Source organism: Clostridium thermopalmarium DSM 5974 (assembly GCF_002995795.1).
Taxonomy (GTDB): Bacteria; Bacillota; Clostridia; order Clostridiales; family Clostridiaceae; genus Clostridium_H; species Clostridium_H thermopalmarium.
In genome coordinates this window covers 1-15,460 of sequence record NZ_PVXN01000004.1, presented here as the reverse complement: position 1 = coordinate 15,460, position 15,460 = coordinate 1, and the positions used below count along the sequence as shown (strand labels likewise).

14 protein-coding genes are annotated in these 15,460 nt (G+C 27.2%); 7 read left to right on the top strand and 7 right to left on the bottom strand.

Translation table 11 applies throughout. The features are described from left to right. Positions 1–31 precede the first annotated feature (31 nt). Entirely contained in the window at positions 32–1,816 is a 1,785-nt protein-coding gene (locus CPAL_RS00315) for a glycosyltransferase (RefSeq protein ID WP_106023838.1), read from the top strand. Positions 1,817–1,920: 104 nt separating this feature from the next. Here CPAL_RS00315 and CPAL_RS00310 read toward each other — a convergent pair whose 3' ends face one another. The 3 genes from CPAL_RS00310 to CPAL_RS00300 form a co-directional block, all read right to left on the bottom strand. Next, on the bottom strand, positions 1,921–2,712 hold the full coding sequence (locus tag CPAL_RS00310; RefSeq protein WP_061857072.1) for a DNRLRE domain-containing protein: 792 nt from the start codon (positions 2,710–2,712) through the stop codon (positions 1,921–1,923). 71 nt (positions 2,713–2,783) lie between these two features. Next, positions 2,784–3,077, bottom strand: a complete 294-nt coding sequence (locus tag CPAL_RS00305; RefSeq protein WP_061857071.1) for a hypothetical protein — start codon at positions 3,075–3,077, stop codon at positions 2,784–2,786. A gap of 183 nt (positions 3,078–3,260) precedes the next feature. Then, a complete protein-coding gene (locus CPAL_RS00300; RefSeq protein WP_061857070.1) occupies positions 3,261–4,097 on the bottom strand; it encodes a hypothetical protein in 837 nt (278 codons plus the stop codon). A gap of 310 nt (positions 4,098–4,407) precedes the next feature. Here CPAL_RS00300 and CPAL_RS00295 point away from each other — a divergent pair, with 310 nt between their 5' ends. Continuing rightward, positions 4,408–5,499, top strand: a complete 1,092-nt coding sequence (locus tag CPAL_RS00295; RefSeq protein WP_165815369.1) for a hypothetical protein — start codon at positions 4,408–4,410, stop codon at positions 5,497–5,499. 69 nt (positions 5,500–5,568) lie between these two features. Next, positions 5,569–7,185, top strand: a complete 1,617-nt coding sequence (locus CPAL_RS00290; protein WP_106023837.1) for an ATP-binding protein — start codon at positions 5,569–5,571, stop codon at positions 7,183–7,185. 106 nt (positions 7,186–7,291) lie between these two features. On the opposite strand, the gene CPAL_RS00285 is transcribed toward CPAL_RS00290, so the two are convergent. From CPAL_RS00285 to CPAL_RS00275, 3 genes are all read right to left on the bottom strand, one after another. Then, a complete protein-coding gene (locus tag CPAL_RS00285; RefSeq protein WP_061857067.1) occupies positions 7,292–8,434 on the bottom strand; it encodes an aminotransferase class V-fold PLP-dependent enzyme in 1,143 nt (380 codons plus the stop codon). Between the two features lie 20 nt (positions 8,435–8,454). After that, the gene (locus tag CPAL_RS00280; protein ID WP_061857066.1) at positions 8,455–8,724 is read right to left on the bottom strand and encodes a putative Se/S carrier protein; all 270 of its coding nucleotides are present in this window, start codon (positions 8,722–8,724) and stop codon (positions 8,455–8,457) included. A 145-nt stretch (positions 8,725–8,869) separates the two neighbouring features. Further along, positions 8,870–9,355, bottom strand: coding sequence for a hypothetical protein (locus tag CPAL_RS00275; protein WP_106023836.1), 486 nt, complete (start codon positions 9,353–9,355; stop codon positions 8,870–8,872). 150 nt (positions 9,356–9,505) lie between these two features. Between CPAL_RS00275 and CPAL_RS00270 the strand changes: the two genes are divergently transcribed. The 3 genes from CPAL_RS00270 (at position 9,506) to CPAL_RS00260 (ending at position 12,169) form a co-directional block, all read left to right on the top strand. Beyond that, positions 9,506–10,132 (top strand): hypothetical protein, encoded by a 627-nt coding sequence (locus CPAL_RS00270; RefSeq protein WP_061857064.1) that lies wholly within the window; start codon positions 9,506–9,508, stop codon positions 10,130–10,132. A gap of 192 nt (positions 10,133–10,324) precedes the next feature. After that, positions 10,325–11,320 carry a glycosyltransferase family 4 protein gene (locus tag CPAL_RS00265; RefSeq protein WP_061857063.1) on the top strand — a complete coding sequence of 332 codons (996 nt, stop codon included), beginning with the start codon at positions 10,325–10,327 and terminating at the stop codon, positions 11,318–11,320. An 87-nt stretch (positions 11,321–11,407) separates the two neighbouring features. Then, positions 11,408–12,169 carry an exodeoxyribonuclease III gene (locus tag CPAL_RS00260; RefSeq protein WP_061857062.1) on the top strand — a complete coding sequence of 254 codons (762 nt, stop codon included), beginning with the start codon at positions 11,408–11,410 and terminating at the stop codon, positions 12,167–12,169. 137 nt (positions 12,170–12,306) lie between these two features. Here CPAL_RS00260 and CPAL_RS00255 read toward each other — a convergent pair whose 3' ends face one another. Beyond that, positions 12,307–12,870 carry a superoxide dismutase family protein gene (locus CPAL_RS00255; protein ID WP_082787790.1) on the bottom strand — a complete coding sequence of 188 codons (564 nt, stop codon included), beginning with the start codon at positions 12,868–12,870 and terminating at the stop codon, positions 12,307–12,309. Positions 12,871–13,185: 315 nt separating this feature from the next. Between CPAL_RS00255 and CPAL_RS00250 the strand changes: the two genes are divergently transcribed. Beyond that, positions 13,186–15,210: a methyl-accepting chemotaxis protein gene (locus CPAL_RS00250; protein ID WP_242976269.1), complete on the top strand. Its 2,025-nt coding sequence runs from the start codon at positions 13,186–13,188 to the stop codon at positions 15,208–15,210. Positions 15,211–15,460: the final 250 nt, after the last annotated feature.

Below are 15,460 nucleotides of genomic sequence, written 5' to 3'. Positions count from 1 at the left end.
TTTTACTGTCACATAATTGGAGGACAAGGCTATGAAGAATAAAGTAAGTTTATGCATGATTGTAAAAAATGAAGAACAATATCTTTCAAGATGCCTTAATAGCGTTAAAGAAATAGTTGATGAAATAATTATTGTGGATACTGGCTCAACAGATAGAACTGTAGAAATTGCTAAAAGCTTTAATGCTAAGGTTTATTATTTTCCATGGAATAATAATTTTAGCCAAGCTAGAAATGAATCATTGAAGTATGCAACTAAAGATTGGATATTAATTTTAGATGCGGATGATGAATTATATCCTGAGGATAGAGAAAATCTTAAAGAATTATTAAATAAACAATTAGATGAAAATGCTATTTATTTTTTTGAAACAGTAAACTATTATGGCAGTACTATTGATGAAAATTCTGTAACCATAAATTTAAATCCTAGACTTTTTAAGAATAATCGTGGAACTCACTACGAAGGAGAAATTCATAATCAGTTAATTCATTCAAATGATATATACAATGTAATTTACAAGTATGTTAAGATTCACCATTATGGATATATGAATAATAATATAAATTATAAAAACAAAAGAAACAGAAATATAACTATTCTAAATAAACAAATTAAAAGTAATCCAGAAGATGCTTTTGCCCATTTTAATCTTGGCACTGAATATGCAATATTAAATGATGAAAAAAAGGCTTTAGAGCACTATTATAAGTCCTATGAAAAATTTGACCCATGCAATGGATATAGTTTTTTGCTCATCTTAAGAATAGCAATTTTAAATTATAGAATAAAAAAATATGATACAGCACTTAAGTTTATAGACATTGGTACTAAGCACTTTCCTAAATTTACTGATTTATATTTTTTAAAGTCTCTTATATTTAGAGATATGGATATGCCTATGCTTCAGATAAAAGCATTAGAAAAATGCATTGAATTAGGAGAAGCGCCTTCTGAATTAAAGTGTTTTTATGGTGTAGGTACTTTTAAAGCATATTATGAATTAGGCAACATATACATGAAACTTAAAGATTGTGATACTGCATACAATTATTATATTGAAGCAATTAAGGCAAAGCCTGATTTTATCCAATCAGTATACTGTATTGCTCATATATTAAAAATAAAAAATACTCCTATAAGTGATTTTAAGAAAATTATAGAAGAATTTTTCATAGATTCAACAAAATCAGATTTTATTATTGCAACCCTGTTTTATAATGAAAGTTATTATAAAACATCTCTAGAATATATATATAAATGCGAAAAAGCAGGAGAAACTACAACAGAACTTTTACGACTTAAAGCTAAATGTTTTGTAATGATTGGTGCATTTAATGATTGTATTAATATAAAGTGTATGGATAAAAAAAGTCCATCTTATGTATATCTCACAATGTATAAAGTTATAAGTAGTATATTGATTAAAGATTATGATAATGCATTATCACTATTAAGCAGCTTTAAAGAAAATAATTTATCAGATTATAATAAAAAATTAGTGAGAGTATATAAACAACTTATAAATTTATTTATAAAAAGACCTACTCAAATAATATCTGAAAAAGAAAATGAAGATAATTATCTTCAAATAATCTTAGAAATTTGCGAAATATTACTAGTAAATGATAAATTTGATGAGTTTGGAATAGCATTAAATTTGCTAAATTTAATAGATAACAAATTTGTCTTACTCAATCTTGGGAAATTATACTATAAGCATGGATATATTAATTTTGCTAAAAAAGAAATAATAAGATCAATAAAGGAATTTGAAGTATACGATTCAGAAGGATTAGAGATACTAAAGTATTAATAGAATTTTTTCCAATAGTATGTGCTAATACTTAAAAAGAGTATTAGCACATACTAACTACTATTTTTTTGTTCCCATATAAAATAATTGTATATCATAATATTTTATTCCTTATAAGAACCATAAAAACTAATATTTTCTATATCTCCTGGATTTTTCTTTGGAATAATAGCTATATTATAAGTTTTATTAATTTTAAGTGGATTTAGATTTTGTGAATTATCGTATTCATCTGCAACATAATAGTTATCTGTATGACCAGTATTTTTTCTTTTAACTCCAATATTTACAATGGCAACGTATTTTGATTCTGGAGCTACTTTTCCTACAACTTTAATTCGTTTCATACTCCCTTCTATAGAAGTATTATTAGAATAATTGTTACAATTTATAGGATTAACAAGTATTTTAATAAAAGGAATAAGATAGTTATCCTTGCATATGGAAGAGCCGAATTCTGCAAGAGTATTAGTGTTTTTACCTAATAGAGCTATGCCGGTTATATTTAACTGATTTTTTATCCATAATGAAACAAAAGAAGTCAAATTTATTGTTACGGCTACCTTTGAAGTTATTGGATGAAAAACTTTTTTTATAATTGTATTTACTTTAGGACGATTATTAAAAGTTGTATAAGTGCTAAAGTAATCACTTATAGGATATATGCAGAATTCTTCCATGAGGTTATTATAAAAATTGTTAACTTTAAATAATACAAGTTCTGCGTCCAAAATGGAAACATTAATGGGTATAGTGGAAATATCAAAAAATAAATAACTAATATAGTCATATTTTCCATCGCTGCCCACAGTTATAATATCATTATTTATATTTCCATTTGGAATCTTATTTGTTACTGTGAGACTTTTAGTAGAAGGAATTAATATGATTGACAAATTTCCACCTCTTTCTAAAGCATTAACTTAAAGCATGGAGCCATAAATGGCTCCATATAAAATAATTAGAATTATTCATTAGGAGTATATGACCAAGCAGCTACAGCAGTAACGGTATCTGCCCCTGAAAGTTTTGGTACAATTGACAAAGTATAAGAGTCATTAACCTCTAAAGGTGTACTGCTACCTGTATTATCAAATTCTACTACTCTATAAAATGAACGATCTCTATCTGAATCATCAGGATTAGTAACATTAAGTCTAATTGTTAAATAACCATAGCTATAAGCGTCAACAAGTCCAGTAACTTCAACTTCACGTTGGGTACTAGATTTAGGTGCATCAAAATTAAGTGTTGTAGCCATTAAAAATTCATCTCCTTTTTGGGTTTATTAATCCTAATATAGTATATGACTCTATGTATAAGTGGTGACGATACTTGTCCAAAATATAAAGCTAATTTTTATAAAGTGCATATAAAAAAATACTACGCTTTAAGCATAGTATTTTTTTGAGGCCCAACATATTTTTTATGTTGGAATCTAAAACTATACAACGTTGCTTGGTGGATTAAAGTCATCAAATGGGAATGGTAAACTAGAAAAATATTCACAAGGGTCACTAGTTTGGAATGGTTCGCAAACCGGTATATCACAATCTCCAGCAGAAGCCACAAGCATATTAACTAGTCTAAATAATTTAATTATAGTAAATAATCCTATTGTAACATCAGCATGATATTCCGTATCTCCATTAACAACATAAGTTCCTATATTTATTGATAGTGGATTTGCAATACCTTGAACAGAAACATAAGGTATATTTCCTTCATTAATAGATGCAGTATCTGAATATAATGTGTTTAAAGTAGCTATGGTTGATGTAGAAGCTTCACCGCCAAATAAGGAAACTGTCTTTGTATAAGTTGTATAAGCAGCAATATCAGTTATTTCATCAGTTCCTTGTGTTACTGGTATTGGATCTCCATTATCGTCCAATAAGTTAATTTGATATGAGAATGTATATCTAATAGTAACATCATAGAAACCATCTTGTGAAAATATACTAGGTTGAATACTTTGTAGTCTAATGTCAGAAAGTCTAAATGTATTAGGGACTAGTTGAACTCCGGCAACTGTGTCATCAAAGCTGATTATGCTGTTTGGCGTAATTGTTCCAGTTAAAGGTCCACCTGAAATCTCTTCTGTTTCTCCTAATCTAGAAGAGTCAATTTGAATCATTCCAGGGGTAGGAGTAGTATTTGCATCAATAGGTCTTAAACAATCTTGTTGTCTACATTTTCCGTAAACTTTTCCCGCGATAATGCATTCATCAGTTCTAACTTGTTGTATTTCATTGTTGTTTACTTCAAAATTGTCTTGCATAAGGACATCCTCCTTTTTTAGTTTACTAATTATCTATTAATATAATATGAGATGTGATTGAAATTGTGATAAATTTTATATTCAATAAAATTAAGAAATTTTACATATTAATCAGAATTACTTTAGTATTTATATAATGTATAAAAAAATGTATTTAGGTGATTTTATGGTTAAAGATTTAAATATAAAAGATTTAAATATAATAATTTATAAAAATAAATGTTATAGGTTATTTACTAATAATAGAACATTGTTTATTAGTGAAAACAACAATATTATTAAAATTCATAGTGGAGTTTTATATTACACAATGGAATATTATGAAGATTCTTTATGGATTTGTTACTATGATGAAAAATATTCTGTTTTTATTAGCAAGATAGAACTAGAAGTGGGAATAAGAAAGAAAATAGAAACAAATTTATTATTTCTTTGCAATAAAAATCTAAAAAGTTTAGATTCTTTAAGTTTACTTATAAAAGATAATCATATTGATATAATTTTTAGAGGATGTGATAGGCACAGCGGCAAAATATATATTTTTAAAAGCAATATAAATATGTGTACTAGTCCAAGTATAATAGACATCAGTGATTATAATAGTTCTTTTAAGATTTGTAAAACAGATAATGAAGATCTCATACTCATATGTAAGAACTTTGAAGAAGGAGAATATGTTTTATATGATCTACTTACTAATAAACATATTAACGATTTTTATTTGCCAAATATAAGCAATATTTCTTTTATAAATTATAATAAGAAACCGTTAATATTTTATAATGGATTAATTGAGAGAGATTTATCTATAAAATATAGAAATGTTATCATTAACGAGGGTAATGGATATTTGGATAATGAGCATAAATTACCGCTGCCTAAAAATATTATAAAGCCACAAATATCAATTTATATGGGGAATGTATATGTAATTTGGAACAATACTAATAATGTAAATATTGCTTTATCAAATGATTTGAATACATGGAAATTTAGCTGTTTAAGTAAAAAGAATGCACGAAATTTAGTTAAAGCAAATATTATGAAAATAGTTGATAATAAGTGTGAAAACATTAAAACCTACATAAATTTTTCTCAGTTATATAAATTATTCAAACTTTGTAATAATGATGAAAGAAATGAGATATTTGAAGGAAACACAGACAATTATAAAAACATTGCTAATAAAAATGATATAATGAATGAGATTAATTGCTATAAGTTAAAAACAAAGTTTTTGAAAGAAAGATATTTAAATTTAAAATTAGAAGCCTTAGAAGAAATACAAAGGACTGAAATATATTATGAAGATATATGCAGAGAGTATTTAAATACTATAAATAACTTAGTGAATATCATTGAAGAGAAGGATAGAATAATATTTAAATTACTTAATATTTAACAATTTTCCAAGGTCATATACATATTTTAATAAGCATAGTATATATTAGTAATATTGTGGAGGAATAGTATGAATTCGTTTAAACGAGAAAATTTTTTCGTTGAAATAAATAACGAATTGCTTAAGTTTTATAGAAAAGATGAAGAAGTTTTTCTAGTGAAGTATAAGGACAGGGAAATTGTTGAGGAAAAGCCTATATTAAATAATTGTTATTATTTAAATAATGTGATTCTTACCAAAGATAATAACATATCTATTATTTTTACTAATAAAACAGGAAATCTAATTCTTTGTACAATGTTTGAAGAGAAAATATCTAATAAGATTACACTAATGAAATCCTTATTAAATACAAAGTATATTGAAGTAGCTTCAGTTAATAACTCTTTGAATATATTTTATGTAACTTATAATAGCAATAATACAGCAGTTCTTTGCTTTAGAATACTAAACAATAGACTTGTATTATCTCCACCATTAATATTAGATACAATAAATATAAAAGGAGATTTTCCGTTTATAGTAAGTGTAAATAATAATCAATTATCGGTTTGTTACATTAAAAATTCATATCCAAATTTAATAGGCTATAGAAAGTTTGATTGTAAAAAAAATAGTTGGAGCAATTTTTATCTTTTAGATTCATCTTATTATGAAATAGAAGATTATTGTTTTGCTACATTAAATGATACTATAGCATATGCGTTTACATTTTTTAAAAATGAAAATTGGTATATAAGATTTGGATTTGGTGATAATGATGATATAAAAAGAGATATGATTGAAGAAAGAAATCAATCAATATATGGCAGCAATATAATATTATATTCTAATGATAAGATGAATGTAGAATATATAGCGAATAATACAATAAAATTAAAAGAAATGAATTTATTTAAAAAAACAAGAAACATTAGTGAATTAAATCTTATAAAAGTTTTAGATATAGAAAAATATCCATTTCAATCAGATAATAAAATTTCTACAAACTTTATAATTATAGTTATATGTGATGAAAAAATAATTTATACAGATTCTTGTTTTTATGAAGAATATTTAAATAATAGAAATAGGGAGCATATATCACCAAACAAATCTTTAGATGAAAGATTACTAGCCATAGAACAAGAGGATATTTATAATAAAATATTAAATGAAGATATAAGATCAAATATATTACAAGAAAAAATTATCAAAGAGTTAACTGCAAGACTAAAACAGTATGAAGAAAGATTTAAAATTGTTTCTATGCGCAGTAGGCAAAGTGATAAGGAAAAGAATAAGCTGCGTTTAAATATTGCATCTTTACATGAAGAGATGACTAAAAGGTATAATAGAATTAATGTATTAGAGAAAGCTCTTGGAGAGAAACAGAGTTTAATAGCATCTTATGAAAACAAGATAAAAGAATTAAAGGATTCCATGAAAGAGTTAGAAGCTCGAAAATATGAATTAGAAGAAAAAGAAGCTGAAGTATTAGAATTAAAACAAATTGTAGCTCAAAGTAATGCAGAAAAAATTAATTATTTAAATGAAACAAAAGAACTAAGAAATCAGATAGATAATTTGAACAATATTTTAAAGGATAAGACAGAAGAAGTTGAGAATCTAAAAAACCAATTTGCAGCTTTAAAAGAAAAAAACAATGAATCTTTTATTAAAAAATTATTTAAAATTACAGATTAGCAATTTAAGATATGAAAAAAAACAAGTACTTAATATGATAAATATAAGTGCTTGTTTTTTGTAAATAATTTATATTTTATTAAGAGCAACTAAAAAAGGAAAAGTACTAAGAATGCAATCTATAGATGTTTTTTATAGCTATAACTAAATTTTCAATGTCTTCATGATTAGTAAAATAACCAGGGCTAATTCGTACAGTTCCTATTCTTTCTGTACCTATAATTTTGTGAATCATAGGAGCACAATGATAACCAGATCGAATATAAATATTTTTATCGTTAAGTAATCTTCCTACTTCAGAACTGTCAAAGCCGTCCATATTAAAAGATAAAACAGGAGTTTTTTTACTAGCATCTAGTTCTCCATAAAGCTTAATGAATGGGAGTTTTGATAATTCTTCAGTAAGTTGCTCCATTAGAGATATTTCATGATTTCTTATATTTATAAGTCCTTTTGATAAAATAAATTTAACTCCTTCACATAAACCTACTATTCCAGGAGTATTTAGTGTTCCACTTTCCATTTTATCAGGCATAAAATCAGGTTGAATAAGACTATTAGATATGCTTCCTGTGCCACCCTCTTTAAGAGGTGGAATATCTAAATCTCCACTAATATATAATCCACCTGTACCTTGTATTCCAAAAAGAGATTTATGCCCAGGAAAAGCAAGCAAGTCTATATTCATCTGCTTAACATCTATATCTACATAGCCTGCTGTTTGTGCAGCATCAACAATTAGTAGTATGCCTAGAGATTTTGTTAAATTACCAATAGATTTAATATCTTGTATGGTACCTAGAACATTAGAACCGTGATTTATTATTAAAGCTTTAGTATTCTTTTTTATAGAACTTTTAATTTTAGACAAAGATACATAACCATCTGAATCAACGGGAAGCATTGTAACTTCAATACCAATTTTTTTTAGACTTTCTAAAGGGCGTAAAACTGAATTATGCTCAATCATTGTAGTTATAACATGATCTCCAGTGTGTAATACACCTTTAATGGCAATATTTAACCCTTCAGTAGTATTTGAAGTAAAAACAATTCTCATTGGATTATCTATATTTAAAAGCTTTGCTAAATTTTCTCTACATTCAATTATTTTAAGTTCACATTGAAGAGATAGTGCGTGAGATGCTCTGCCAGGATTTGCACAATAATTTCTTAGGCAGTCATTTACAGCATCATATACGCACAAAGGCTTAGGAAATGAGGTTGCTGCATTATCTAAATACATCATATATCCTCCATTATCTATAATTAATAAGAGACTTCTATATATTCATATCGTCTTGTCTTAGAATTTATGAATCTTTTATAAATCTTTTGGATTTTAATATTTGAATTTTTAATTATATCAACTGCTTTATTAAAATCAGACTTTTTAATTTCTAAAGATCTGGCACATCCAGCTGATAGTTTGCAAGGGGTTTGTATCATAGTAACTTTTATTCTAGCATCTTTTAGGATCTTATATAACATTAAACTGCTGTTAGCAGAAGTAAAAGTTATTATATAAACTGTTTCCATAATAGCACCTCCATTTATTAGTTATCAATTTATTATATTCGTTAATAAAAATTTAAGTGCTATAGGTCAATTTGCGAATAATAAATGAATATGCCTCAAAGATTATAAAATCACTTTGAGGCATATTCATTTATTATTCAGTAAATCAAACTTTATAAAATTTTAGAGATTTTTTTGTTTCATCTAAAATATGAAATTTTTTCCCTATATTTTGTGAAGTTTTATTTAAAATAATAGAAGATAATTTGGAATTTGCCATATTAAGCTGTGAAGTCAGGCTGTTAATTTGCTCTTTCAGTCTATTAATTTCTTTTTCATTGTTTAGTTTTATTTCTTCTAGTTCCCTAATTTTTTCTTCATAAGATTGTAAGTTTTCTTTTAGAAGATTTATAGCATTATTTAATTTGGCTTTTCCTGCTTGAAATTTATCATATTGATCCTTTATATTTTTAAATTTCGTTTCATAAGAATGAGATTTAGCTTTTTCTATATTAAGACTTTGCTTAAACTTACTAATAAGTTCTTCTTTTTTTTCTAATTCTTCTTCATACATTATCATTTTTTTGTTTATAGAATCCCAATAATCATTAAAGTAAAATGTGCCGTTATTATAATCTTCATTTAAGGACATTTAATGATCCTCCCCGCAGAGTTATTATTATATAAATATGCTGAAAGAATTAATAATATATCACACTTTTTAGTACACTTCATATCATGATAGTGAAAGGTATTACTTACTATAAAAATCTATAAATTTTTAATAGGAAGCAATTAAAAAATGAGCGATTGGAGAGAAATAGCTGTAGATGATATAATAAACGAAATGGAAGAAGCTAGCTTAGAAGGAAAAGAGCAATTAGAAGAAAAGAAAGTTAAGATAAAACCAAAATGCAAACCAGAGCCACAACCAATAGTAGTTCCAGTCTGCGCTACAGTTACAGTTCCAGCAGGATTTGTTGCAGGAGCTGGAAATGCTAATGTAGCATGGGTAAACTGCCTAAGATGTGTAGAATCAATCGAACCAATAGATGTATTTTGTCCGAATTCAAATAGACCTTGTGGCACTGTAGATGCATGTGTAAAAAGAATAGTTGGGTGTATACAATTTATTGTAAGCAAATCTGTTAATGGTAATGATGCTTGCTCAAGTGCAGGAGGAGCTAGTAATGTTTCCTATGTTGGCTCTGTATGCGTAGATGAATGTTTCTCATGCGACGTTATAGAGGAAGACCCTTGTGGTTGTTTCAACAGCGGAAAGGACAGCGAATGCGGAGGAGAAATCGAAGGAGTAACCATAGAACCAAGAAATTTTGTTGCTAATATTGTTCCATGTGGTCCAAACTTTAAAAATATAATTTTTACTGGAGAGTTTAGACTTACTTGTGGATGTAGAAAAGTATGCTAAAAATAAATCTATAAGATAAATAATAGTCTCTGCAAAAGGCAGAGACTTTAGCTTATACAGCATCAAGTTATAAGTAAAAGTCTCTGTTTAAAGCAGGTTTTTTATTTTGTGCAACATTTAAAATATTATGCATAGATATATATTAGTTAAGAAACAATGGTTTACAAAATAGTTTAGGGGGACAAGTTAAAAATGAAGGTACTTTTATGCATAAGGCAGGATTACTATAGAAACTACAGCGGAGATTCTTCTCAGGTTTTAAATACTGCAAAATACCTAAAAAGGCTAGGAGCAGAGGTTCGCATAAATAATGGAAACATATTTGATTATTCTGGATATGATATAGTTCATTTATTTAATATAAATAAAGTATGGGATGTATATAATTATTTTAGAATGGCCCAAAAATATAAAAATAAAATAGTGGTATCTCCTATATACTATAATTTAACTAAGTATTTCAAGTATAAAAACAATATTGAAAAATTAAAACTGTGGGAAAGAAGTAACGTATATAGAAGGGAAATTCTTAAAGGAAGCAATGTCATTATAACAAATAGTTATATAGAAAGTGAAAGTATAAAGAAGGATTTTAATATAAATAAGATGTGTGAGGTCATTTATAATGGAGTAGAGATAGAAGATGAAAACGTTCCTTTATATGGCATTAGGGAAAGATATAATTTAAATTCATATGTTTTATGTGTAGGAAAGATACATCCTAAAAAGAATCAACTTACATTGGCAAAGGTATGTAGCAATTTAGGAATACAACTGGTCCTTATTGGAAGAATAAAAGATGAAGAATATTACAAGGAATGTATAAAGTATAAAAATGTTTTGTATCTAGGATTCATAGATAGTTATAATATTTATAATGCCTATAGATTTGCTAAGCTTCACGCACTTCCAAGTTATGTAGAAACTCCAGGATTTTCTTCACTAGAAGCAGCAGCTAGTGGATGTAATATTGTATCAACTATGGAGGGAAGCGCAAAAGAATACTTTAAAGATATGGCCTTGTACTGCGATCCATATGATGAAGAAAGCATATATAATGCTGTAGAAGAAGGGTTTAGAAAGCCTAAAAATAAAGAATTAAAAAAATTTGTAAAAGAAAATTATTCCTGGGAAGAATATGCAAATAGGCTATATGAATGTTATAAGAAGATAATCTATAATCCTTAGGTTCTAAACTATCTTCTCCAAGGTTGAATAAATATTATAAAAGGGTACAATATAATTAACAAAAGTTAAAACAAAGGGGAGAGATATGTGCGAATTTATTCTTGGAATGTTAATGGGCTTAGAGCCATAGAAAAAAAGGGATTTATAGATTGGATTAAAGAAGAACAGCCAGATATTTTATGTATACAGGAAACTAAAATTCAAAGGGAACAAATAAATGACAAGTTAAATAATATAGAAGGTTATAGATCTTATTTTTCATGTGCTGAGAGAAAAGGGTATAGTGGGGTGGCAACATACACAAAAGAAGAACCTATTTCCGTTTCTTATGGCATTGGTATAGAAAAGTTTGATAATGAAGGCAGAATACTAATATGTGAATATGATAATTTTATGTTATTTAATATATACTTTCCTAATGGACAAAGCAGTGAAGAAAGGCTTAGTTATAAGTTAGAGTTTTATGATGCTCTATTTAAATATTGCGATAATCTAAAAGAAAAGGGCAAAAAGCTTATAATATGTGGAGATTATAATACTGCTCATAAAGAAATAGACTTAAAAAACCCTAAAGCTAACAGCAAGACCTCAGGTTTCTTACCTATTGAAAGAGAATGGATAGATAATATCATAAAAAGAGGATATATAGACACGTTTAGGTACTTTCATCCAGATGAAATTAAATATTCTTGGTGGAGTTATCGATTTAATGCAAGAAAAAACAATGCGGGATGGAGAATTGATTACCACTTTGTATCTGACAATATGAAAGATGACATACTAGATGCTGAAATTTTAAATGAAGTCACGGGCTCAGATCATTGTCCTGTAGTATTAATTTTGAAATAACTAGTGGACAATCTATAGATACTAATTACAAAGAATAAATAAAGTTTTAAGGAATGAAATAACTGAGCTTTACTCAATTATTTCATTCCTTAGAACATGATCTAAACTCTTCCACTTCACCATTGCTCTTGTAAATTCTATACTGCTCTTATTACTCCGCATGCAAGTCTTTTCCCAGCATTTCCTGAAGGCTGGCTTCTATAATCGTCTGGGTTTTCATGTATGATAATAGATTTTCCTATTATATCATCTACTTTAAACTTATTAGTAAAAAAACTCATTCTAGCTATTCCGTTATTAGAAAATAAAACTGGCAAATCTCCCGCATGATTTCCGTGAGGTTGATTTGTAGGATTCCAATGTTCGCCGGCTGCTTTAAAAGGATCTTTTACATTACCTACTTCACAAGAACCATTCTCGTGAATATGAAATCCGTGAGGACCTATAGGTGGTTTATCTCCTTTTCCAGGTTTATATTCTGGAAGGCCAGTTACATATACATAAATTTCTGTTCCGTTAGAAACCTCTCTGAAATAAACTATACCGTTAATATTAGGGGCAAGAGGCCCTCCTTTTATAATTGCAACTGCCCAGTTTTCTCGAATAAAATTATGTTGTGAGTTCCTAAAGTAGACATTATTGTAATAAGGATTAGAATGAATATAAGGGTAATAAGATGATATTTCATGGTTATAAAACATTATTTTACCTCCGTTAAATTTATGGCTATAATATTTTATGTTCTATCTATATATAAGGTAACAATGATTTTTAAAGATTAAGATAAACATTCAACTAAAAAGTTGAGCAAAAAATAAGAAAAATAATGTAATATATGTATGCTATTTGAATATAATCTAGAAAATTTAAGATATAAAGTAATTTTATTATTGTCAAATATGCATACCAAATTTGGAATTTTACTACAAAAAGTGATATTATAGATAAGGTATCTATATTAAACTGTTAAGAGTTTGTGATGGCAATTAGATGATATTACAAAAGGAGAGATTATAGTGAAGCATAAATTACAATCAAGTCAGAAGTCTATTAAATTTAAAATACTTATGATTCCAATAATTATAATACTTGCAATAGTTATATCCATATCAATAGCTGCAATAAACTTAATTAAAACAAGATTGACAAGTCAGGTAAATGAAAATGGAATTAATCTTGCTAATCAAATAAGCAAACAAGTAGAAAAAAGTAGCAGTGCAGTAACTATGTTAAATGAAGTTATAGAGGCCAGAATAAGGACTTTAGGAAACTTTTTAGTTAATGGCAGCAAATGGGATAATAATTATTTAACAGCATTAGCAAAACAATTTGAGGTAGATGAAATAAATGTAACAGATTCCCATGGGAAAGTAATTTACTCTAACCTACCTACAAGTATTGGTGCAGTTTTTGGTAGTGATCATATTTCATATTCAGTCTTAAAGGGTGAAAAGTCTACACTTATGGAGAATATAAGAAAAAGTAGGGAGACTAATAATTATTATAAGTATGGATATGTAAGAAAAAAAGATGGTGGAATGGTGCAAATAGGAATACTCTCTAATAAAATTCAAGAATTAAGTGAGAAACTAGATATTCAATCTTTATTTCAAGAACTAACGGAAGATAAAAGTGTAGCTTATGCAAATTTTTTAGATAAAAATTTGAGTATAATAGCTAGTACCAATAAGGAATCAATAGGAAAAACTATTGATAATGATAATATAAAGCAGTGTATATTAAGTAAAAAGGTTCATTCACAAGAATCTGTTTTACAAAATGGTAAAAGAATACATAGTGTAATAGTTCCCATTTATAAAGATAGTACTAACATTGGAGTAATGGATATAGGACTTGATATTGATAATGTTTCAAAGACTATTACAAATATGATATGGAGAATTGTAGGTATAGCTATAATAACATTTGTAGTAGCTTCATTTATTATGGTAAGAGCAGCTGCAAATATAATAAATCCTCTTAAACATTTAGTAGTAGTTTCTGAAAATATAGCAAATGGAGAATTTAATAATGAAATAAACATTAAAAACAATGATGAAATAGGAGTATTAGCATCAAGTTTTAAATATATGACAAATAGTTTAAGGCGAACAATTGGAGTAATAAAAGATGAAGCGGCCAAAGTAAGTAATATGGCAGCAGAATTAGCTGGTGATGCAGAACAAATGAATGGAATATCTAATGAAGTTGCAAGTGCAATTCAAGATGTAGCACAAGGTTCAGCGCAGCAATCAAATGATTTGACAGAAGCAGTTGATAATATGTCTGATTTAGCTAAGGAACTTGAAAATATAAATAATAAAATTTTAAATGTTAAAGAAAGTTCAGATAAAACAAAGGAAAAGGCTATTATTGGGAAAGAGCAAATAGATATTCTTTTAAAATCTATTGATAATATAAAGGATTCATTTAAAATTGTAAATGAAAAGACCAATAGCTTAAATTTAAGTGTGTCGCAAATTGGAAATATAGCTGATGTTATAAATGGTATATCAGAGCAGACTAATCTTTTAGCATTAAATGCAGCTATAGAAGCATCAAGAGCTGGAGAGGCAGGAAGAGGATTTGGAGTAGTTGCAGAAGAAATAAGAGCTCTTGCTGAACAATCAAAAAAATCCACAGAAGAAATACAAAAGCTGATTAAGACCATTAGTGACGAAACCTCTGATGTATTAATTACATCTGATAGTGTAAATAATCTTATAGAGGAACAGGTTAATATAGTAGAAAATACAATAGTATCTTTTAATAATATGTTAGAAGCTGTATCTAACATAAAACCTTTAGTAGATGATACTTATATATCATTAGAAAATACAATAAAATCTAAAGATATAGTTATGAGTAAGATAGAATCGGTAAGTGCTATTGTTGAAGAAACCACATCTTCTTCAGAAGAAATTTCAGCATCTTCAGAAGAAATGACTGCAGCCACATATGAAGTTGCTAGGCTTGCAGAAAAATTAAATGAGGTAGTGAAGCAACTTAATGAAGAAACAAGTAAGTTTAAGCTATCTTAATAGACACTAAAGTTGTTTTGATAATTAGAAATTACAAAATACTAAAGACAGTTTTTTTAAAATTATATAAGAATGCAGTATAGCATAGAGATTTCTGAGCTTAAGTCGAATTAAAAAATCCAATTAAGCTTAGAAATCTATTTTTTTATTATGAATATAGGATTTTTATACATACATTTTTCTAATGATATTTTTATATTGTAAAGTGGCTGTTTTAGGCTAATACTATAATAAAACCTATAAGTATTAA

What these genes read in the sequence shown, in the direction of transcription:
- CPAL_RS00270 (WP_061857064.1), top strand. Translation starts at nt 9,506, where the DNA reads ATGAGCGATTGGAGAGAAATAGCTGTAGATGATATAATAAACGAAATG.
- CPAL_RS00290 (WP_106023837.1), top strand. Translation starts at nt 5,569, where the DNA reads ATGAATTCGTTTAAACGAGAAAATTTTTTCGTTGAAATAAATAACGAA.
- CPAL_RS00280 (WP_061857066.1), bottom strand. Translation starts at nt 8,724, where the DNA reads ATGGAAACAGTTTATATAATAACTTTTACTTCTGCTAACAGCAGTTTA.
- CPAL_RS00300 (WP_061857070.1), bottom strand. Translation starts at nt 4,097, where the DNA reads ATGCAAGACAATTTTGAAGTAAACAACAATGAAATACAACAAGTTAGA.
- CPAL_RS00265 (WP_061857063.1), top strand. Translation starts at nt 10,325, where the DNA reads ATGAAGGTACTTTTATGCATAAGGCAGGATTACTATAGAAACTACAGC.
- CPAL_RS00295 (WP_165815369.1), top strand. Translation starts at nt 4,408, where the DNA reads ATGGAATATTATGAAGATTCTTTATGGATTTGTTACTATGATGAAAAA.
- CPAL_RS00305 (WP_061857071.1), bottom strand. Translation starts at nt 3,077, where the DNA reads ATGGCTACAACACTTAATTTTGATGCACCTAAATCTAGTACCCAACGT.
- CPAL_RS00315 (WP_106023838.1), top strand. Translation starts at nt 32, where the DNA reads ATGAAGAATAAAGTAAGTTTATGCATGATTGTAAAAAATGAAGAACAA.
- CPAL_RS00275 (WP_106023836.1), bottom strand. Translation starts at nt 9,355, where the DNA reads ATGTCCTTAAATGAAGATTATAATAACGGCACATTTTACTTTAATGAT.
- CPAL_RS00255 (WP_082787790.1), bottom strand. Translation starts at nt 12,870, where the DNA reads ATGTTTTATAACCATGAAATATCATCTTATTACCCTTATATTCATTCT.
- CPAL_RS00285 (WP_061857067.1), bottom strand. Translation starts at nt 8,434, where the DNA reads ATGATGTATTTAGATAATGCAGCAACCTCATTTCCTAAGCCTTTGTGC.